17 protein-coding genes and 1 pseudogene are annotated in these 18,923 nt (G+C 74.0%); 9 read left to right on the forward strand and 9 right to left on the reverse strand.

Features of this window, described 5'->3' with window-relative positions; all coding sequences use genetic code 11:
• Window positions 1-232: 232 nt before the first annotated feature.
• The 3 genes from LIX60_RS23285 to LIX60_RS23295 all read left to right on the forward strand — a co-directional run bounded on the left by LIX60_RS23285 (window position 233) and on the right by LIX60_RS23295 (window position 4,817).
• Window positions 233-1,912 carry a GMC family oxidoreductase gene (locus LIX60_RS23285; protein WP_227960251.1) on the forward strand — a complete coding sequence of 560 codons (1,680 nt, stop codon included), beginning with the start codon at window positions 233-235 and terminating at the stop codon, window positions 1,910-1,912.
• 152 nt (window positions 1,913-2,064) lie between these two features.
• Window positions 2,065-3,498: a CdaR family transcriptional regulator gene (locus LIX60_RS31540; RefSeq protein ID WP_265584913.1), complete on the forward strand. Its 1,434-nt coding sequence runs from the start codon at window positions 2,065-2,067 to the stop codon at window positions 3,496-3,498.
• 500 nt (window positions 3,499-3,998) lie between these two features.
• On the forward strand, window positions 3,999-4,817 hold the full coding sequence (locus LIX60_RS23295; RefSeq protein WP_227960254.1) for an alpha/beta fold hydrolase: 819 nt from the start codon (window positions 3,999-4,001) through the stop codon (window positions 4,815-4,817).
• A gap of 83 nt (window positions 4,818-4,900) precedes the next feature.
• Here LIX60_RS23295 and LIX60_RS23300 read toward each other — a convergent pair whose 3' ends face one another.
• Genes LIX60_RS23300 through LIX60_RS23310 form a run of 3 tightly spaced genes read right to left on the reverse strand, consistent with a single transcriptional unit; the run spans window position 4,901 to window position 8,768 of the window.
• A complete protein-coding gene (locus LIX60_RS23300) occupies window positions 4,901-6,508 on the reverse strand; it encodes a cation acetate symporter (RefSeq protein ID WP_227960255.1) in 1,608 nt (535 codons plus the stop codon).
• Complete coding sequence (locus LIX60_RS31800) at window positions 6,505-7,056, reverse strand: DUF485 domain-containing protein (protein ID WP_227960258.1); 552 nt, start codon at window positions 7,054-7,056, stop codon at window positions 6,505-6,507. Before LIX60_RS31800 ends, LIX60_RS23300 begins: the two co-directional genes overlap by 4 nt.
• Complete coding sequence (locus tag LIX60_RS23310) at window positions 7,053-8,768, reverse strand: long-chain fatty acid--CoA ligase (RefSeq protein WP_227960259.1); 1,716 nt, start codon at window positions 8,766-8,768, stop codon at window positions 7,053-7,055. Before LIX60_RS23310 ends, LIX60_RS31800 begins: the two co-directional genes overlap by 4 nt.
• Before the next feature lie 244 nt (window positions 8,769-9,012).
• On the opposite strand from LIX60_RS23310, the gene LIX60_RS23315 reads away from it, so the two are divergent.
• Both LIX60_RS23315 and LIX60_RS31805 read left to right on the forward strand, forming a co-directional pair.
• The gene (locus tag LIX60_RS23315) at window positions 9,013-10,149 is read left to right on the forward strand and encodes a GAF domain-containing protein (RefSeq protein WP_227960261.1); all 1,137 of its coding nucleotides are present in this window, start codon (window positions 9,013-9,015) and stop codon (window positions 10,147-10,149) included.
• Complete coding sequence (locus LIX60_RS31805; protein ID WP_227960263.1) at window positions 10,146-10,778, forward strand: response regulator transcription factor; 633 nt, start codon at window positions 10,146-10,148, stop codon at window positions 10,776-10,778. The genes LIX60_RS23315 and LIX60_RS31805 overlap by 4 nt, the downstream gene beginning before the upstream one ends.
• Window positions 10,779-10,817: 39 nt before the next feature.
• On the opposite strand, the gene LIX60_RS23325 is transcribed toward LIX60_RS31805, so the two are convergent.
• Window positions 10,818-11,468: an MOSC domain-containing protein gene (locus LIX60_RS23325; RefSeq protein WP_227960264.1), complete on the reverse strand. Its 651-nt coding sequence runs from the start codon at window positions 11,466-11,468 to the stop codon at window positions 10,818-10,820.
• Between the two features lie 103 nt (window positions 11,469-11,571).
• Complete coding sequence (locus tag LIX60_RS23330) at window positions 11,572-12,762, reverse strand: PLP-dependent aminotransferase family protein (RefSeq protein WP_227960266.1); 1,191 nt, start codon at window positions 12,760-12,762, stop codon at window positions 11,572-11,574.
• A 227-nt stretch (window positions 12,763-12,989) separates the two neighbouring features.
• Between LIX60_RS23330 and LIX60_RS23335 the strand changes: the two genes are divergently transcribed.
• Window positions 12,990-13,391, forward strand: a complete 402-nt coding sequence (locus LIX60_RS23335) for a putative zinc-binding protein (protein WP_227960267.1) — start codon at window positions 12,990-12,992, stop codon at window positions 13,389-13,391.
• Between the two features lie 244 nt (window positions 13,392-13,635).
• Entirely contained in the window at window positions 13,636-14,331 is a 696-nt protein-coding gene (locus LIX60_RS23340; RefSeq protein ID WP_227960269.1) for a YwiC-like family protein, read from the forward strand.
• A gap of 59 nt (window positions 14,332-14,390) precedes the next feature.
• Here LIX60_RS23340 and LIX60_RS23345 read toward each other — a convergent pair whose 3' ends face one another.
• From LIX60_RS23345 to ribA, 4 genes are all read right to left on the reverse strand, one after another.
• Window positions 14,391-15,419, reverse strand: a complete 1,029-nt coding sequence (locus LIX60_RS23345; RefSeq protein ID WP_227960274.1) for a S1 family peptidase — start codon at window positions 15,417-15,419, stop codon at window positions 14,391-14,393.
• Entirely contained in the window at window positions 15,416-15,673 is a 258-nt protein-coding gene (locus LIX60_RS23350) for a hypothetical protein (RefSeq protein ID WP_227960276.1), read from the reverse strand. The genes LIX60_RS23345 and LIX60_RS23350 overlap by 4 nt, the downstream gene beginning before the upstream one ends.
• Before the next feature lie 7 nt (window positions 15,674-15,680).
• The gene (locus LIX60_RS31810; RefSeq protein WP_227960278.1) at window positions 15,681-16,127 is read right to left on the reverse strand and encodes an SCP2 sterol-binding domain-containing protein; all 447 of its coding nucleotides are present in this window, start codon (window positions 16,125-16,127) and stop codon (window positions 15,681-15,683) included.
• A 259-nt stretch (window positions 16,128-16,386) separates the two neighbouring features.
• Window positions 16,387-17,052 (reverse strand): GTP cyclohydrolase II, encoded by a 666-nt coding sequence (gene ribA / locus LIX60_RS23360; RefSeq protein ID WP_125626919.1) that lies wholly within the window; start codon window positions 17,050-17,052, stop codon window positions 16,387-16,389.
• A gap of 223 nt (window positions 17,053-17,275) precedes the next feature.
• Between ribA and LIX60_RS23365 the strand changes: the two genes are divergently transcribed.
• Together LIX60_RS23365 and LIX60_RS23370 are read left to right on the forward strand one after the other, a co-directional pair.
• Window positions 17,276-18,097, forward strand: coding sequence for a creatininase family protein (locus tag LIX60_RS23365; RefSeq protein ID WP_227960280.1), 822 nt, complete (start codon window positions 17,276-17,278; stop codon window positions 18,095-18,097).
• 53 nt (window positions 18,098-18,150) lie between these two features.
• Window positions 18,151-18,804 (forward strand): annotated as a pseudogene (locus LIX60_RS23370) (RibD family protein); the annotation flags it as partial.
• Between the last annotated feature and the right edge of the window lie 119 nt (window positions 18,805-18,923).

Here is an 18,923-nt window from a genome sequence, read left to right on the forward strand (position 1 = left end):
TCCCCACGCACGCCGGGGCACACCCCGGATGTACGGCGGCCACACGGTCCGGACCGCAACCGGAGCCCTGGGACGCACGCCGGCGCCATGGCCGGCGGACCATCCGACCGGGGGCCCACCGAGGGCCCCGGTCGCATCGAGCAGGCATCTACCGGGCCGCCGGGGGACGGCGGTGGCCCGGTAGGTGCCGGTGGGCGGCCGTCACGCGGCAGCCGCAGAGAGAGGACGCACAATGTACGACTTCATCATCGTGGGTGCGGGATCGGCCGGCTGTGTGCTCGCCGCGCGGCTCAGCGAGGACCCGGACGCGCGCGTGCTGCTGCTGGAGGCCGGCGGGCCGGACGATGCCCAGGAGATCCACATCCCGGCGGCTTTCGGGAAGCTGTTCCGCACCAAGTACGACTGGGACTACCTGACCGAGCCCGAGCCGGGGCTGGAGAACCGCCGCCGCTATCTGCCGCGCGGCCGGATGCTCGGCGGCTCGTCCTCCATGAACGCGATGATCTACGTCCGCGGCAACCGGCGGGACTACGACGCCTGGGCGGCCGCCGGGGCCGACGGCTGGGGATGGGAGGACGTCCTGCCGTACTTCCTGCGCGCCGAGGACCACCACGCCGGCCCGTCGCAGTGGCACGGCGCGGGCGGGCCCCTGCCGGTCAACCCGGGCCGCTCACGGCACCCGCTGATCGACGCGTTCGTCACCGCGGCGCAGGAGGCCGGGCACCCGTTCAACCCCGACTTCAACGGCCCCGAGCAGGACGGCGTCGGCTACTACGAACTGACCCAGCGGGGCGGCCTGCGGTGCAGCACCGCCGCCGCCTATCTGCGCCCCGCCCTGGACCGGCCCAACCTGGAGGTGCTCACCGGTGTCCAGTGCAACCGGGTCCTCTTCGACGGGGACCGGGCCGCCGGTGTCGAGATCGACCGCGGCGGCGCCACCGAGGAACTGCGGTGCGCGCGGGAGGTCGTCCTCTGCGCCGGCGCCTACAACTCGCCGCAGCTCCTCATGCTCTCCGGCATCGGCCCCGCCGGCGAGCTCACCGCCCACGGGATCACCTCCCGGGCCGACCTGCCGGTGGGCGAGAACCTCCAGGACCACGCGCACCTGGCCGTCGTCCACCTCACCGACACCGACTCCCTGCTGAGCGCCGAGACGCCGGACAACGTGCGGCTGCTGGAGACCGAGGGACGCGGCCCGCTGACCTCGAACGTCGGCGAGGGCGGCGGCTTCTTCCGCACCACCGGCGGACTCGACGCCCCGGATGTGCAGATCCACGCCGTCCCCGCGATGTTCCACCAGGAGGGCCTGGGGGCGATCACCGACCACGGCTTCCACATCGGCGCCGTGCTGCTCGCCCCCACCAGCCGCGGCAAGGTCACGCTGCGTTCGGCCCTTCCCAGCGCGAAGGTGCGCATCCTGCACAACTACCTGGCCACGGAGGAGGACCGGGCGACGGCGGTCCGCGCGCTGAGGCTCGTCATGGACATCGCCGGGCGGCCCGCGATGCGGGCGCACCACCGGGCGGACTTCCTGGCCCCCGACCCCGGCTGCGGCGACGACGACCTCCTCGCCTACGCCCGGCGCGAGCTGCAGACGCTGTACCACCCCGCCGGCACCTGCGCGATCGGGCCGGTCGTGGACCCGGAGCTGCGCGTGCACGGGGTGACGGGACTGCGGGTCGCCGACGCCTCCGTCATGCCGACGGTCGTCCGGGGCAACACCAACGCCCCCACCATCATGATCGCGGAGCGGGCGGCGGATCTGATCCGCGGGACCGCGGGCCCGGCCGGTGCGGCCGCGTCCGCCGACGCGGACGACGCGGCGGTGCGCGTGGTCCGTACGGTGCCCCAGGCGCAGCCCGCCGGTTCCCCCGGTCCTGTCCGTTCCGTGCGTCTGGTCGACCCGGCGTGACGCCGCCTCCCTCCCCGGCTCGCGGGGCCGCCCACGCGGCCCGGCGGGGACCGGTGATCGCACGGCCTCTCGCCACCACCGGCACCCGTGGTTACCCTGCAAGTGGCCCGGCCTCCGGAACCGGGCCACGGCCCGACGCCGGGGGAGCCCCCATGACCGTGATCTCCCACGACTCAGGAGTGCACCGGCTGGCCGACGTCCTGCTGCCGGGGGTCGACCGGTTCGCCGACCTGCTCGCCGACCGCATCGCGGTCGAGGAGGAGGCCTACCACGAAGGCGTACCCGTCCCGTACGGCGAGCTCCGTACGGCCTGCGCCGAGAACCTGCACTCCATGATCACCCAACTCGGCCGGGACACCCTGGACCTGCGGGTCCCCCGGGACACCGGCCGCTTCAAGGCCGAGCGCGGCGTGCCGCTGTCGGCGGTCACCCACGCCTACCGGCTCGCCGGCCGCTTCCTGTGGGAATGCGTGCTCAACGAGGCGGGCGACTCCGTCCCGCGGGAGGTGCCGTACGCGGCCTCGGCGGTGTGGACGGTCAGCGATGCCTTCACCGACGCTGTGACCGGCGCGTACCGCGAGACCATGGCGGAGCGGGCCCACTGCGACCGCCAGGTGCGGAGCCTGCTCCTGGCGGCGCTCCTCGACGGCCGGCTGGACGAGGGCGCGCACCTGTGGGAGTGCGCCGAGGCGCTGCGCCTGCCGCCCCGTGGCGTCTTCGCCGTGGTGAGCTGCGAGAAGGTGCCGCCGGCGGCCACCGGGCCCGGCCTCCGCCGCCTGCCCGGCGGCCGGCCGCCGCACGGCGCGGAGGGACCGGGCGGAGCCGGCGGAGCGGAGGGTACTCTGCGCGCCCTCGGCGTCGCCTCGGTCTGGCGGACGGAGGGCGAAGCCCTGGTGGGGCTGCTCTCCCTGGGCTCGCCGCGGGCCCTGCCCGAGGTCACCGGGCTCTTCCGGCGGCACGGCACCGGACGGGTCGGGGTGAGCGCCCTCTTCCACGGACTGGAACACGCGCCCGCCGCGCTCCGCCAGGCACGCCTGGCCTGCGCCTGCGTCCCGCCCGGCACCCGGGAGGTGGCCTCGTACGGCGACTCCCCGGTCGGGCTGATGGTCGTCAGCGCCCCCGACTCGGCCGAGCACGCCGTACGGGAGGTGCTGAGCCCGGTTCTGGAACTGCCCGCGCACGAGCGGGACGTGCTGCTGGAGACCCTGGCCCAGTGGTTCGCCGTCGGCGGCTCCTCCACCGAGACGGCCGCCCGGATGTTCTGCCACCGCAACACCGTCACCCACCGGCTGCGCCGCGTACAGGAACTCACCGGCCGGTCCCCGACCGACCCGGTGGGCGCCAGCGAGATCCATCTCGCCCTGGAGGCGCGGCGGTTGCTGGCCGGACTGCCGGGCGGGCCGGCGGCGCGGACGGGTCCTGGCGGTTCCGCGGTTTCCGTCGGTCCGGCCGGTCCGGCCGGTCCGGCCGGACCGGTCGAACCTGCGGGACCGGTGGGTCCGGTGGGTCCGGGGGGTTCGGTCAGTCCGATCCGTCCGGTCGGCCCGGCCCGTTCCGGCCGGCCTGCGGGTCCGGCGGGGCGCTGACGCGCAGCCCTCGGGACGGGCCGGAGGCCGTCGGAGCCGATGGCATCCGGCGGTGCGGGTGGTCGCCGTCCGGGCGGACGGCCCGTAACGGGAGCGGTCCCTACCGCGGCGCCGGGTGGGTCTCCGGCGGCCGGTGCCGTGCGGCCCCGCCGCCCGTGGAGCCGGCGGGGATGCGCCCCGGCCGGTGAGGGCGTTTCCCCGCTCGGCGGGCACCGCGGCACGGAGACGCCGTGGCGGCCGTGGACACGGCTCCCGTCCCCGTCCCCGTTCACCGTTCTCCCGCCGGGCCCGCTCCCCGTGCCGGCCCCGACCGACGCGCGCACTCTCCGCCCCGGCCGCGGGGCCCGCTCTCCCGCCCCCTGTCCCGGCCCGTACCCCGCCCGGGCCGTCCGGCATCCGCGTGTGCCGCGCCGCGACCCCTGTGTCAGCCCCCCGTGTCAGCCCCTGTTCGTCCACCTCCCACACCACCGTGCACATCCCGAGCGAAAGAAGGCCCTGTCATGCCCACCCTCTCCGTCAACGGCACCACGCTCGCCTACGACGACGTCGGCCCGCGCGACGCCACCGCCCTCGTCCTCAGCCATTCCCTCTTCTTCGACCGGACGATGTTCCGCCACCAGGTGGAGCGCTTCTCCCGGGAGTACCGCGTCATCACCTACGACCACCGCGGACAGGGCGGGAGCGCGCCGTCCGCCGCCGAGTCCCTCGGCATGGAGACCCTGTCCGAGGACGCGGCAGCGCTCATCGAGGCGCTCGGCGCCGGCCCCTGCCACTTCGTCGGGAACTCCCTCGGCGGCTTCATCGCCCTCCGGCTGGCGGCCCGCCGCCCCGACCTCGTACGCTCCGCGGCCGCGCTGGGATCCTCGGCGGAGGAGGAGCACAAGGTCGCCGAATTCGACCCGCTCGTCCAGGAGCTGCGGGCCAACGGCACGCGGAAGGTCGTGGACGCGGTCATGTACGTCATGCTCGGTGACGCGACGCTGGCCGACCCGGAGAAGAAGGAGCTGCGCGAGCACTGGCGCACGTACATCGAGCGGCTCCCCCCGTCCATCGGGGACGCCGCGCACGCGGTGGTGTACCGCGAGAGCGTGCTGGACGAGCTGAGCCGGGCGCGGGTGCCGGTCCTCGCCGTCGCGGGCGAGGAGGACCACGCCTACCCGCCGCCGCTCTCCGAGCGGATCGCGGAGACGGCGCCGGACGGCCGCTGCGTCGTGGTGCCGCGGGCCGGCCACTCGGTGGCCCTGGAGCAGCCGGAGCTCGCCAACGAGCATCTCGCCGCGCACTTCGCCGCGGTGGACGGCGCGTCCCGGCCGGCGTGACCCGGTGAGCAACGCGCCGGCCCCGGTCCCCCCTCAGGGACCGGGGCCGGCGCACGGGGCCCGTGTGGGCCGTCCGCCCGGCGCTACGCGCCGCCGTCGACCGGGCCCGCCCCGGCGCCCGTCAGGATGCGGACCTCCGCCTCGGTGAAGTCCGCGCCGCCCCGTTCGCGGGCGTCGAGGACCGACCCGAGCCAGCCCAGCAGGAAGCCGAGCGGTATCGAGATCACCCCGGGGTTGCTGATGGGGAAGACCGCGAAGTCCGCGTCCGGCAGCAGCGAGGCCGGGGCACCCGACAGGGCAGGGGAGAACACCACCAGCAGCACGGAGGAGGCCAGGCCGCCGTAGATGCTGCACAGCGCGCCCTTCGTGGTGAAGCCCTTCCAGTACAGGCCGTACAGCAGGGCGGGCAGGATCGCGGACGCGGCGATGGCGAAGGCGAGGCCCACCAGGAAGGTGATGTTCAGACCCTGCGCGAACAACGACAGGCCGGTGGCGGCGAGGCCGATCAGCACCACCGCCGTTCTGGCCACCAGCAGTTCGCTCTTCTCCGACGCCTTTCCGCCGCGCATGCCCACCTGATAGAGGTCGTGCGCCACCGCGGTCGCGGCGGCCAGCACCACGCCGGCGACCACGGCCAGGATGGTGGTGAAGGCGACGCAGGTGATCAGGGTGAGCAGGAAGGGACCGCCGAGGAACTCGGCCAGCAGCAGCGTGGCCGAATTGCCCGAGGCGCTGTCGGCCGTGACGGCGTTCCGCCCCAGCAGCGCCACCGCGCCGAACCCGATGAGCCCCGCCATCAGGCAGAAGGCGCAGGTCAGCAGAGTCGCCCACTGGACCGAGCCGCGGGCCGCGCGTGCCGTCGGCACGGCTCCGAGCCGCATCAGCAGGTGCGGCAGCCCCGCGGCCCCCAGCACGACCGCCAACTGCAGGCTCAGCGCGTCGAGTTTGCTCACGCCGTTGTCCCCGTACCGCACGCCGGGGGCCAGGAAGTCCGCCCCCAGGCCGCTGTGCTGGGCGGCCCGGCGCAGCAGGCCGTTGGGATTCCAGCCGACCTCCGCCATGACGAGCAGGGCCAGCAGCCCGCCGCCGCCCAGCAGCAGTACGGCCTTCACGAGTTGTACGACGGTGGTCGCCCGCATCCCGCCGATCACCACGTACGTGACCATGAGCAGGCCGAGCACGGCGACCACGATCTGCCGCGCCCCGGGCCCGGACAGGCCCAGGATCGGCGCGGCCAGCGCCCCGGCGCCGACGAGCTGGGCGACCAGGTAGACCAGGCAGACGGTGACGGTGGCGGCACCCGCCGCCCGGTGCACCCGGCGTGGCCGCAGCCGCCGGGCCAGGCTGTCGCCGATCGTGAACCGCCCCGTGCTGTGGAACGGTTCGGCGATCAGCAGGGCGATCAGGATCCAGGCGACGATCGGCCCCAGCAGGTACGGAAGGCCGTCGTACCCGGTCAGGGCGACCAGGCCGGGCGTGCCGAGCAGGGTCGCCGCCGACATGTAGTCGCCGAAGAGGGCGATGCCGTTCCTGGCCGGGGTGAGCCGGCCGTCGCTGACGTAGAAGTCGCCCGGGGTGACCCGGTCCGTCGTCACCCAGATCGCCAGGAACAGCGCGCAGGACACGAAGGTCGCGAAGACGGTCAGGACGGGAAAGGAGCCGGAGTCCGCCAGGTTCAGTGGATCGGTCACCGGGTGTTCCCCTGTCCCTGGTGGACGACGCGCAGCCGGTCGGCGTCCGGGTCGAGCTCGGTCCGGGCGTACCGGGCGTACCAGAGGGCGGCCCAGACGGTGGTGGCGCACTGGGCCAGACCGAGGAGGAGGCCCACGTTGAGCGGTCCGGCGACCTGCGCGCCCATCAGATCGCGCGCGTGGTTCGCCAGCAGCGCGGTGAGCAGGTAGAGGCCCGTGACGGTACCGGTCACCCGGAACAGCGGGCGCCGGCGGGCGGCCCGCAGCCGGGCCATCCGGGGATCGGCCCGGAGCTGCTCGTACACCGACGGGCGGCCCTGGCGGCCCGCCCCGCCCCCGGGGGCGAACGCGTCGGCCGGGCCGAAGCCGCCGGGGCCGTACTCGGCGCCCGGGCCGTAACCGCCGCCGCGGGGTCCGCCGCCCGGTCCGGACGCGCCGCCGTAGGTCCCGCCACCCGGTCCGGACGCGCCGCCGCGCCAGTCCTCCGCGCCGCTCCCGCTCCCGCTGCCGGACCCGCCGCCGTGGGGCGGCGGAAAGGCGGCCGTCACGCCTCTCTGCCCTGGGACGCGGCGGTACCGGCGGCGGCCGGGCGCGGCTCCTTGTGCGAGCCGACGAGGTCCGCCTTCAGCACACCGTCCGCGTACCGCCTGCGCAGCTCCTTCTTGTCGAACTTGCCCACCGAGGTCTTCGGCACCTCCTCGAGCACGACCCAGCGCTCCGGGAGCTGCCACGCCGCGACCTTCCCGGCGAGGAAGGCGCGCAGCTCCTCGTACCCGGCGGTGCCGCCCTCCCGGAGCACCACCGTGGCCAGCGGGCGCTCGCCCCACTTGTCGTCGGGGACGCCGACCACGGCGGCCTCGGCCACGTCGGGGTGCGCCATGAGGTGGTTCTCCAGCTCGACGGAGGAGATCCACTCCCCGCCGGACTTGATCACGTCCTTGACCCGGTCGGTGAGGGTGAGGAAGCCGTCCGGGGTGATCGTTCCCACATCGCCGGTGCGCAGCCAGCCGTCGTGGAACTTCTCCGGGTCGTCGTCGAGGTAGTACGAACCCGTGACCCACGGGCCGCGGACCTCCAGCTCACCGACGCTCTTCCCGTCCCAGGGCAGCTCGGATCCGCCCAGGCCGATGAGCCGCGCCTCCACCGGAGCCGGGAAGCGGCCCTGGCTGAGCCGGTGGCGCCAGGCGTCCTCGCCCTCGGCCCCCGCCGGCTCACGGGCCAGCGCGCCCAGCGGCGACACCTCGGTCATGCCCCAGGCGTGCAGCAGCCGGATGCCCAGCTCCTCCTCGTAGGTGCGCATCAGCGAGGGCGGGCAGGAGGAACCGCCCACGACGGCCTCCTCCATGCTGGAGATGTCGGCCTCGGGGTGCTGCTGGACGTGCGTGGCCAGGCCCTGCCACACCGTGGGCACACCGGCTCCCTTGTTCGGCCGGGAGGCGGCGATGAACTCCGCGAGGGGTGCGGGGGCCAGGAACCGGTCCGGCATGGCGAGCGAGGCACCGGTCAGGAACGCCGCGTACGGCAGGCCCCAGGCCTGGGCGTGGAACTGCGGGACGATGACCAGGAGGCGGTCCCGGCCGGAGATGTCCATGGTGTCGGGCAGGCTGATGCCCAGGGAGTGCAGGTACAGCGACCGGTGGCTGTAGACGACGCCCTTGGGGTGACCCGTGGTGCCGGACGTGTAGCACATGCCCGCCGCCCGGCTCTCGTCCAGGTCCGGCCAGTCATAGGTCTCGGGCAGGCCCTCCAGCAGCCGCGTGTAGTGGTGCACGGTCACTCCGGCGCCGGACAGGGCCGAGGTGTCCCCCTCGCCGTTGACGACGACATGCCGCACGGTGCGCATCTCCGGCAGCAGCGGGGCGAAGACCGGCAGCAGCGAGGCGTCGACGATGACGACGGTGTCCTCGGCGTGGTTGGCGATATACGTGAGCTGCTCGGGGAAGAGGCGGATGTTCAGGGGGTGGATCACGGCGCCCATGGCGGGCACGGCGAGATACGCCTCCAGGTGCTCCTGGTTGTTCCACATGAAGGTGGCGACCCGGTCGCCCTCCTGCACGCCGAGACCGGACAGGGCGTGGGCGAGCCGGGCCGAGTCCCGGCCCACCTGCGCGTACGTGGCGCTCCTGGTGCCGGTACCGGTGGCAGTGGCGGTGGCAGTGATCACCTCGCTGCTGCCGTGCAGGTTCATGCCGTTCTCCAGCAGCCTGCGGATCAGCAGCGGGACGTCCTGCATGGTGCTGGTGACGAGGGGAGGGGACATGTCCGTGGGAATCCTTGGGTCGGTGGTGTCGAAGAGGTGCCGACGGCGTCGCGTCCGCCGTGGTGAGTGGCGTGATCCTGCGTTCCGGGCCCGCGACCGCGTAGCTCCAGGGAGAGGTCTGACTTCGGAGGTCTCCATCCGGAGATGTCTCCCGGCGGGTCTCCGGGTGACGATGTCGTGAACGGAGGAGAGGGCGGCGCTCGCTCCTGGTCCGTTCCACGGGGAGCGACTTAGCATGAAAAATGTGGCAGTCAGCAAGCGGAATCCGCCGTCATCGGATCTTCTGTTCGAGCTCACCGAGGGCTACGGCCAGGTCCTCGCGCTGCTCGACCAGTCGCTCGCGATGCGCCGGATCGCCGACGACGTGCCCGAGTTCAGCGGCGTCGACGTGGCCTGGGTGGGCGAGCCCGAGGGCGACGACCGGATCGTGCTGGGCCACTGCGTGAACACGCGGACACCCGCCGTGAACGGCCTGGTCGTCCCGGCGGGCTGCGGCCTCGGCGGACAGGTCATGATCCGGCGCCGCCCGCTGTGGGTCAGCGACTACCGCCACTCCGACACCATCACCCACCACTTCAACGCCCAGGCCGAGACGGAGGGCCTGGGCGCCATGATCGCCGTGCCGGTGTCCCACGAGGGCCGCCTGCTGGGCGTCCTCTACGGGGCCAACCGGGAGACCGCCCCGTTCGGCGACCGGACGGCGGAGGCCCTCCAGCAGGCCGCCAGCCGGGCCGCGGCCGCCGCCGTGGTCGCGGAGCGGGCCCGCCACGCGGCGGAGGTGGCGGTCCACGAGGAACGGCGCCGGCTCGCCCTGGAGCTCCACGACACCGTGGGGGCCATGCTGTTCTCCATCGGCGCCGGCATCCGCACCCTCGTCGACGAGCTCCCGGCGGAGGACGCCCGGCACGCCCGCCTCAGCGACCTGGAGGAACAAGCCCTCCAGGCCACCGCCGCGCTGCGCGGCTCCCTCGACATGCTGAGCGCGCCGCCGGAGCAGGTCGCCCTCGGCGTCACGCTGCGCGGTGACTGCCGTGCCTTCCAGGAGCGCACCGGGATCATCGCCCGGCTCATCACCGTGACCGAGGTGCCCGGCCTGTCCTCCGCGCAGATCAAGGCGCTGGCCGACGCCACCCGGGAGGCGCTGCTCAACGTCGAGAAGCACGCGCGGGCCCGCTCCGTCGTGGTCAGCGTCTTCACGCTGTCCGGGGGCGTGTGCGTGACCATCGCCGACGACGGCACCGGGTTGCCGCGGGACGGACGGAGCTCCGGCGGCCTCGGGCTCTCCACGATGTCGGAACGCCTGGAGCGGCTCGGCGGCCGGGCCCGCTTCGGCCGCAACGAGGACGGCGGCGTCACCGTCCAGGCGTGGGTGCCGGCGTGAGCGGACCCACTGTCCGGGTGCTCGTCGTGGACGACCACCCGATCGTCCGCGACGGGGTCGCCCTCGTCCTGGGCAGCACCTCCTGGATCACCGTCTCCGGCTACGCCGGCTCCGGACGCGAGGCGGTCGTCGAGGTCGGGCGGCTGAAGCCGGACGTCGTCCTGCTCGACCTGCGCCTGCCCGACATGCTCGCCCCCGAGGTGATCCGCGAACTGCGCTCCCGTGTCCCCGGCGTCAAAGTGGTGATCTTCACCGCCTATCCGGAGCACGCCGCGCTGGAGGACGCGCTGGAGGCCGGGGCGCACGCCGTCGTCGTCAAGGACGCCGAACGGTCCGACCTCGTGGACATCATCCGCCGGGTCAACGCCGGTGAACGGGTCGTGCGGACCAGCCCCGACCGCCTCATGGAGGTCCTGCTGGCCGGCCGTCTCAAGAAGAGCGGACTGACCCGCCGCGAGTACGAGATCCTGCGCAGGGTGGCGATGGGCGAGACCAACCCGGAGATCGCCGACGCCCTCGGGCTGACCCGCAACACGGTCAAGACCTATCTCCAGCGGACCCTGGAGAAGCTGGGCGCGCGCAACCGGATCGAGGCGCTGGCCCGGGCCGGCGAGCGGGGGATCCTCTAGCAGCCGGGGCCTCCTCTTCCGGCGGCGGCTGTCCGCGACCTATGCGGTCGTGCGCCTGCCGGCCAGGTCCTTGAGCTCCTCCGGCAGTGCGTCGGCGGCCGGCAACAGTGGCAGCAGTTCCGGTTCGCGTGTCACCGCGCGGAAGACGAGCGCGACGCTCACCTGGTGGCCGGGACGGTGCACGATCTCCATCGGATCGCCGGCGCGGATGTCCCCCGGCTTGATGACACGGAGATACGCACCCGGCAGCGCGGCCTCGGTGAACCGCCGGATCCAGCCGTCGCGCTCCAGCCATCCCTGGAATGTCGCGCACGGGATCCGGGGGCACGACACCTCCAGGACGACGTCCCGCCCGATGCGCCAACGCTCGCCGATCAGCGCGCCGTTGACGTCCAGGCCGGCGGTCGTGAGGTTCTCCCCGAAGACACCGTTCGCGAGCGGCCTGCCGAACTCGGCCTCCCAGCCGTCGAGATCCTCGCGGGCATAGGCGTAGACGGCCTGGTCGGGGCCGCCGTGGTGCTTCACGTCGTAGACCCGGTCGCCGGCCAGGCCGACCGCGCCGGTGCCCTTGGGGCCGGGGGCGGCGACGGCGACCGGGCCCTCGGCGGGCCGCTTGTCGATTCCGGTCGCGCTGAGCCTCTTCCAGGGGTTGGGGCCGGGCTTGCCGACATTGACGGAGAGCAGCTTCATCCGGGCGACGGTACGGTTCGTCTGCCCCCGGGCGCGACACATTTCCCGGGCACCGCCCCTGTACCCCGGGCCATCGCCCCTGCCCCTGCCACACCGCGGAGTCTCAGCGGAAGACTTTGGCGAGGCGCAGCAGCCCCTCGCCGATCTCCTCCGGGGTGTGGGTCGTGAACGACATGCGCAGCGTCGCCGGGTCCGGCGGGCCCGCGTGGAACGGGGCGCCGGGGACGTAGGCCACGTCGTGGGTCACGGCTTCGCGGAGCAGGGCCGTGGCGTCGTGGCCGTCGGGGAGCCGGACCCAGAGGAACATGCCGCCGTCGGGACGGTTCCAGCGGCTGCCGTCCGGAAGGGCGGCGGGCAGCCCGTCGAGCAGAGCGTCGCGGCGGGTGCGGTAGGCGGCGCGGACACGCGCCAGATGGGCGTCCAGGTCGGCGTCGGCCAGGTAACGCGCCGCGGCCGCCTGGTCGATGGTGGAGGAGTGCAGATCGAGGGCCTGCTTGGCGATCACGCAGGCGCGGCGCAGTGCCGCGGGGGCACGGAGCCAGCCGAGCCGGAGGCCCGGGGCCATGATCTTGGAGAAGCTGCCGAGCAGGACGGTGCGGTCGGCGGCCGCGCCGAGGGACGCGATCCACGGCACGGGGCTGCCCTCGAACCGCAGTTCGCCGTACGGGTCGTCCTCCACGATCCACAGGCCGTGGCGCCGCGCGGTGCCGGCGACGGCCTGCCGGCGCTCGGCGGGCAGCGTGCGGCCGGTGGGGTTCTGGAAGGTGGGGACGAGGTAGAGCAGCTTCGGCCGCTCGCGGGCCACCAGCTCCTCCAACGCGTCCGGGTCGGCGCCGTCCTCGTCGGAGGGCACGGGCACCACCCGCGCGCCCGCGAGGGCGAAGCACTGCAGCGCCGCCAGGTAGGTGGGGTCCTCGACGAGCACGGTGTCCCCGGGCTCCAGCAGTGTCGTCGCGAGGAGCGTCAGCGCCTGCTGGGAACCCGCCGTGATCAGCAGGTCGTCCGGACCGGTCGGCAGGCCGCGGACTCCGAGCCGGGCCGCGACCGCCGCGCGCAGCGCCGGGTCGCCCTCGGTCGTCGAGTACTGCAGGACGCGCCGCGGCGCCTCGGCCAGGACGCGGTCGTACGCGGCCCGCAGCCCTTCGGCGTCGAAGAGCTCCGGCGCGGGCAGTCCGCCCGCGAACGAGATCACTTCGGGCCGGGCGGTGAGCGCGAGGATGTCGCGCACGGGCGACGAGCCGACCGCGGCGGCACGGCGGGCGAGGGCGGGGAGCTGGGCTGCTGGGCTCGTCATGGCCGAAGCCTAGGGAAGATCGGTGGTGTGCCCATCTACTTTCCGGTATGTGGGCACCATCCGGGTGCCGGGTGCCGGGTGGGCCGGGCGGCTCCGGTCCCCGCCGGGCGGGTGGGACTCCCTGCCGGGGAATGGGTCCGGAAGACCCATGTGCCGGGCCGGGGCGCGGGCTACGGTCGCGCAGGTGGGGGAGTGGTGAGGACGAGTAGCGAGGAGAGACGGTCCCGGTGAACCGCCGACGCGATCTGCCACTGGTGTACTCCTGTTCCGGATGCTCCAGCGCCGCCCAGATGACGAACTGGCTCGCCGTTCAGCTCGACCGGCGCGGGATCGCCGAGATGTCCTGCATCGCGGGTGTCGGCGGTGACGTGCCGAGTCTGGTGCGGAAGGCCACGAGCGGGCGCCCCGTCATCGCCATCGACGGCTGTGTGCTGCAATGCGCCCGTAACTGCCTGGCCCGGCACGGGGTGACGCCCACCGTGCACCACCTCCTCAGCGACGACGGGGTGCGCAAGCGGCTCGGCGAGGACTTCGACCCGGAGCAGGCCGAGCGGGTGCTGACCGGCCTGGTGGACCGTCTCGCCACGGCACCCGTGGACGGGAGGGAACGCGATGCGCACGATGGGTAGGCCGGCCGGTGGCGTCCGGACCGGACGGACGGGGAGCCCGGCGGGGACGGCCCCGGCGAGGTCCGCCCCGGTGGGCGCGGCCCGGGACGGGGCCTCCACGACGGTGCCGAAGACGGCAGAGCCGGACGGGGCGAGGCCGGGCAGGCCGACGCCGCACAGCTCTGGGCTGTCCCCGGCCGGGACGTCCGCGCCGGCGTCCGCCCCGGCGCGTGGCCGGCCCCGGAGCAAGAAGCGCGGGCAGTGGGTGCCGCCGCAGCACGGCGCGTGGGCGATGCTGCTCCTGCCGTACCTGGCCGGGCTGCTGTCCGCCGGGTTCGCCTGGCCGGACCTGCCGCTGCTCGTCGCGTGGATCGGCGGCTACCTGCTGTCGTACTTCGCCCTGCTCGCCGTGAAGACGCGCCGGCCCGCCCGCTACCGCGACCAGCTCCTCGCCTACGGGCTGACGACCCTGGCCGCCGGGGCCGTCGTCCTCGCCGCGCGCCCCCAACTCCTCCTCTACGCGCCCGTGTTCGCCCTGGCGCTCGCGGTCAACGGCTTCTTCGCCTCCCGCCGTGACGACCGCGCCCTGGTGAACGGGCTGGTCTCCGCGGCGGCCGCGACGCTGATCCTCCCCGTCGTGGCGAGTGTCGCGGGCGGGTCCCCGTGGGACGTCGGCGGGACGTTCACCGTCGTCCTGCTCTACCTCGCCGGGACCGTCCTGTTCGTCAAGAGCTGCATCCGCGAGCGGGAGAACACGGCGATGTTCGCCGCCTCCACCGCCTTCCACGCGGCCGCGCCGGCGGTGGCGGTCTGGATCGCCCCGGTGTACGCCGTGGCGTTCGGCTGGTACCTGGTCCGTGCCGCGGGGCTGCCGCGCCGCCGGATGACTCCGCTGCAGCTCGGCCTGGTGGAGATCGTCAGCTCGCTCCTGCTCCTGGTCTCCGTGGCCCTCGCGGCCTGACGAGCCGGCCGGTACGAGGGCCCAGGGCCCGAAAGCCGCCGCCGTTCGCTCCGGTCCGCTCAGGAGTCCGCGGCCGTCAGGAGCACGGCGGCGTCCAGGGGCAGCGGTTCCGGGGTGAAGCGGATGCCCAGGGCGGCGATGACGTCGGCGATGGGGTTGGCGATCCAGTAGGCGCCGTCGGTGCGGCCGGCGAAGAGCAGGCCCACCGCGCGGTTGCGGTCGTCGACCGTCAGGCTCCCCGAGTCGCCGCCCGCGACGACCGGGGCGCCGTCCTCGGACGCCACGGTGAACTGCCCGCGGAACAGCCGGCCGCCGACCGTCACATCGAGACCGACCGCGTCGATGATCCCGCCGGTGACGCCCGTGGTGCGCCCCGACTTCCGGGCCCGCATCCCCAGCCCCGCCGCGCCGACGCCGCTGACCAGCCCGATGCCCGCGATGGCGTCGGACAGGAAGCGGTTGCCGTCGAGGACGGCCACGGCGGCGTCCACCCGGTCGGTGTCGGCGTACCGGAGCAGGCGGGCGACGGTGTCCCGGGGCGCCGTGCCGCCGTCGAACGGGCCCGGCTGGACGATCTCCTCGCCGGCGGCGCAGTCCGGCACCCCGCACAGCACATGCCAATTGCTGAGCAGGAGCTGCGAGCCCCCGCCGGTCGCGTCGTACACCGCCGCGCCCAGCGTGCCGGCCGTGACGCGCAGACCCGCGACGCTCGTCCCGGGGACGGCGAAGGGGAAGTGGCGGGCCCTCCTGCGCTCCGGGGGCAGCGGCGGGGCGCCGTTGCGGAGGAGGGTGAACTCGCCCTCCACGACATCGACGGTGACGCCCTCCAGTTCGCGGGGCAGGACATCCGAGGCGCGGAGTTCGGCCTCGGGCACCTTGCGGCGCACGAAGACGCGGACGCACGGCTCGGACAGGCGCCGGCCGGCCCGCATCCGCAGGCCGACGCCCACTCCCGTGACGTTGGGGTAGGTCATGAGGCGGGTGGCGAACCGCTCCTTGACCACGTCGATGCGGTGGTCGTGGGCGATGGGGCCGTCCGGCGGCCCCTCGCTCCGGGCGCCGCCCTCCTCGCGCTCTCCGGGGATCACGGGGGCGCCTGCACGGTGACGCGGGTGATGTAGGCGCTGTCGTCGCCGTGCAGGAGTTTGACGCGCAGGCCCCGGGCCAGGGCCAGGGACAGCTCGGTGGTGAAGAGGGCGACGGGGCCCTCGGACCGGTCACCGAACCAGATGATCAGCAGTTCGTTGGCCGGAGTGCCCTCCTCCCGCCGGATGTTCACGAACCCGAAGCCGTCGGAGAGCTTGAGCTCCTCCACCCGGCCCACTGTGTCCACGACGGCCATCTCCGCCTCACTCCCCGCAGACCATGGAGACGCCCGTGCCGCCGGATGCCTTCCGCAGCAGACGGGCGGCCAGGTCGGCGTCGCCCAGCACGCGCAGCCGGCCCCCGGTGAAGGCGTCGAGCGGCGACAGACGGCCGTCGGCGATCTCCCACCAGACGGCCTCGCGGGTGACGAGTTCGACATCGGGCGGGCCGGGCACCGCGCCGCCCTCCACCACCCGGTACTTGCGCTTGGCCGGGACCAGCGTCCACTGCCGGTCCACTCCGCTCCCGGACGCGGCGCGGTCCGCGCCGCCCGGGCCGGTCCCGCCGGTTCCGGCGGGGGCGAGGAGGGTGAAGCGGACGATGGCCTGTTCGCCGCTCTCGCTCAGCAGGTCGGCCAGCCGGTGGAAGGTCTGCCCCACGTCGGCCTGCCGTACTGCGGTGAGCGGGCGGAGCTTGGCGTATGCGGTCACGGGGGCCCCTCGGAGTCGTCGTACTGGCCGGGCACTCCGTCCCACACTGCGGGGGTGCGCGCGGGGCCACCAGCCCTCGCACGGGGAATTCACCCGGCCGAGTGGCCGGCGGACGCCGCGGGGTGACGTGTGGCCCGTGGCACGGAGACACGGGGCACCGGACTCGCGGCGTGGCGCCGTCGCGTGCGTGCGGGTGGGCGGGCTCGGGTGAGGCGCCCGGGGGACGAACCGGGGGACGGGCGGGGGCGTGGGCCGGCGGTCAGGGCTGGGGAGCGGCCGCGCGGTCCAGGTCCAGGTGGGGGAGGTGGTGCCCGAAGCGTTCGCGCTTGGTGACCAGGTACGCCAGGTTCTCCTCGCGCGGCGGGATCAGCAGCGGGACCTGCTCGGCGATCCTGATGCCGTGGCGGAGCAGGGCGTCGCGCTTGAGGGGGTTGTTGGACATCAGGCGGACGGAGCGCACCCCCAGATCGTGCAGCATCTCCGCCGCCACCCGGTAGTCGCGGGCGTCGGCCGGGAGACCGAGGGCGAGGTTCGCCTCCACGGTGTCGAGGCCCTCCGCCTGCAGGGCCATCGCCTTGAGCTTGGCCAGCAGGCCGATGCCGCGGCCCTCGTGGCCCTGGAGGTAGATCAGGACGCCCCTGCCCTCGGCCACGATGGCGCGGAGCGCGGCGGAGAGCTGGTCCCCGCACTCGCAGTGCTTCGAACCGAAGGCGTCTCCGGTCAGGCACTCCGAATGCAGGCGGGTGAGGGCGCCCTCACCCTCGATATCGCCGTATACCAGCGCTATTTGTTCGTCGCCGCGAATGCGGTCCAGGTAGCCGACGGCGAGGAATTCGCCGTGCTCGGTGGAAAGCCGGACGTGTGCCACGCGTTCGACACCTGGAGCGAGAGCACTGTCGCGGAGTGCGACATCACTGTCTGTCATGGCTCGATCCTATCGGTAAGACCCTGGCGGTGGAATCGGAAACGGTGAGAAAGTATCAACTGGTTTTGTTGTTCGTCACGTTCGGTCGTTGAGATCGTGATTTCCGCGTAGGCTGCTCGCGTTGACGGCGCGCGGTGCGTGTTCCGTGTGCTCCGGGTCCGTCCCGGACCGGGTTCCGCCGCGGCCGTGTGGTGTCGGAGAAATACTGAAAGGGCCGGGAAACATGAGTGGTTCGGGGACGGGGCTGCCGGCTTCGGGGCTGTTGCCGCTGGACACGACGGAGGACGTGGGGAGCCGCGGAGCCGCCGTCGCCGTGCTCCCCATCGGGAGTTTCGAGCAGCACGGCCGCTTTCTTCCGCTGGTCACGGACACGGTGGTGGCCTGTGCCGTCGCGGGGGAGATCGCGGCCGCGCACCCGGTACGGCTGCTGCCGCCGGTGACGGTCTCCTGCTCGCACGAGCACGCCGACTGGCCCGGGACGGTGAGCATTTCCGCCGCCACGCTCTACGCCGTCGTGAAGGACATCGCGGAATCCCTCCGCCGTTCCGGGGTCACAAATCTCGTCCTTGTCAATGGGCACGGCGGAAACTATGTGCTGCGCAACGTCGTTCAGGAGTCCGCCGGCAGCGGTACCCGTATGGCACTTTTCCCCGGCTCGGGCGACTGGGACGCCGCACGCGAGCGGGCGGGTGTGGTGACCTCCTCGCGCAGCGATATGCACGCGGGCGAAGTGGAGACCTCCATCCTGCTGCACGCTCATCCGGAGCTCGTGCGCCCCGGATATGAGACTTCTGATTGGCTCTCCGACGACCGTCAGCATTTGCTCACTCTCGGTATGCGGCCTTACACCGGTTCCGGTGTGATCGGCCGGCCCTCAATGGCTTCGGCGGAGAAAGGGAAGCAATTGCTGGCCGGGCTGGTGGATTCCTTCGGGGAATACCTTTCCGTGCTGGGTACGGCGGAACGGGTTCCGGAGCCCCCGCGGCCGGAGCCGGACCGGTCCGGACCCCGGTCCGGTGACGGCGCCGGGCGGGGGGCGCTGTGAACGCGGGGGGCGCGGGCCGCGGCGCGGAGCGCGGCGGAGAGCAGGGTGCGGGTGTGCTCGGCGCATCAGAGGCCTGGGAGCGGTTGTGCGGGGTCCGGAGCGAGGCGGACGCCGAAGCCGCCGGACTCGTCGCGGACGCGGACGGCCGGCGCCGCTGGCCGCACGCCTCGCCCGGGGCGGCCCTTCTCGCCGAGCGCTATCTGTCCCTCTGCCTCGCCGGTCCCCGCTTCACCTTCGCGCAACTGGGGCAGAGCCTGGACGGGTTCATCGCCAGCCGCACCGGCGACGCCGACTACGTCACCGGCGAGGAGGACCGGGAGCATCTGCACCGCCTGCGCGCGCTCGCCGACGCGGTGGTCGTCGGCGCCGGCACCGCCGCCGCGGACGATCCCCGGCTGACGGTCCGCGCCTGCGCGGGCACCAACCCGGTACGCGTCGTCCTCGATCCGCACCGCCGCGTGCCGCCGGGGCTCCGGGTGTTCCGCGACGGCGAGGCGCCGACCCTGTGGGTGGTGGGCGCCGGCGACGGCGAGCACGGGCGGCGCGGCGAGCCCGGCGGCGCGGACGGTGACGGCCGGACGGACGTGCTCGTCCTCCCGGACAGCGCCGCGTTCGCCCCCCGCCGCCTGGTGCACGAGCTCGCGCGGCGCGGGCTCGGCCGCGTCCTCGTCGAGGGCGGCGGCGTCACCGTGTCGCGCTTCCTCCACGAGGGGGCGCTGCACCGGCTCTACGTGACCGTGGCGCCGGTCCTCCTCGGGGACGGCGTCCCGGGGCTCCGCTTCACCGGCCCGGAGCTGATGCGCGACGCGCTCCGCCCGCCGGTCCG

Source organism: Streptomyces sp. S07_1.15 (assembly GCF_020739505.1).
Lineage (GTDB): Bacteria > Actinomycetota > Actinomycetes > Streptomycetales > Streptomycetaceae > Streptomyces > Streptomyces xinghaiensis.